1 protein-coding gene is annotated in these 1,160 nt (G+C 44.6%); it reads left to right on the top strand.

The genetic code is table 11. The features are described 5' to 3' along the window. On the top strand, positions 1-1,160 hold a 1,160-nt coding region (locus GQA99_RS20085; protein ID WP_439144431.1), incomplete at both ends, for an IS1182 family transposase.

Below are 1,160 nucleotides of genomic sequence, written 5' to 3'. Positions count from 1 at the left end.
AACGTAGCTTACCGTTGGTTCTTGAGAATGGGACTGACAGAAAAAGTGATTGATGCATCAACCTTAAGCCAAAATCGTATTCGTCGTTTCAATGGCACCGATGTTTTCGAACGTATTTTTAACCGTATCGTCATGCAAGCCATGGATAAGGGTTATGTCTCAGGTTATACCCTTTACACCGATAGCACTCACCTAAAAGCCAATGCCAACAAACGTAAATCGCGCAATGAGGAAGTGGCCGTGAGCACGGGCGCTTACGTTAATGAACTGAATGAGGCCATCAATCAAGATAGATTAACTCACGGTAAACAACCACTAAAGCCCAAAGAGAATACAGATACCAAAAACATCAAAGTGAGCACCACTGACCCAGAAAGCGGCTTTATGCACAGAGACCAAAAGCCTCAAGGGTTCTTCTACTTAGACCATAGAACAGTGGATGGTAAGCATAATATTATCGTCGACACCCACATCACAGCAGGTAATGTCCATGACTCACAACCTTACATCAAAAGACTCGACACGGTCTTAGACAAATTTAACCTGAGCCCATTAGCCGTAGGGTTAGATGCAGGCTACTTTACAGCTAGCGTGGCACACGCCTTAGAAGCGCGACAAATCGCAGGGGTATTTGGGTATAGACGTCCGCCCAAAACCAAGAATCCAATCAAGAAAAAGCACTTTGAATTTAATGCAGAAGATAACCATTACACGTGCCCAGAAGGGCAGCAATTACTGTATAAAACCACAAATCGCTTGGGATATAGAGAATATCACAGCGATGCAACAATCTGCGTTAATTGCCCAAGACTGAACGAATGCACCACAAGCAAAGGACATAAGAAAGTCATCGCAAGACACGTCATGCAAGAGAGTGTCGACAGAGCCAACAAGCTGCGATTAACCCCCAGTGGAAAACGCATATATCGAAGACGATGTGCCACAGTTGAGCGAAGCTTCGCAGATGCGAAGCAACACCATGGTCATCGCTATGCAAGGTTTAGGGGGTTGATGAAAGTGCAGATGCAAGGGCTATTAGCCGCCACTGCGCAAAATATGAAGAAAATGGCGTTACTCGCCGCTTTTTTGCATTTTTTTAGGGTGATATTAGCGCATATGAAGCTCATAAGAAGAGAGTTGGACGTCGATAATCAACAATG

Source organism: Shewanella litoralis, assembly GCF_009828585.1.
GTDB classification, from domain to species: domain Bacteria; phylum Pseudomonadota; class Gammaproteobacteria; order Enterobacterales; family Shewanellaceae; genus Shewanella; species Shewanella litoralis.
Note: the sequence above shows the minus strand (reverse complement) of the source record. Positions and strands in the feature narration are given on the sequence as shown.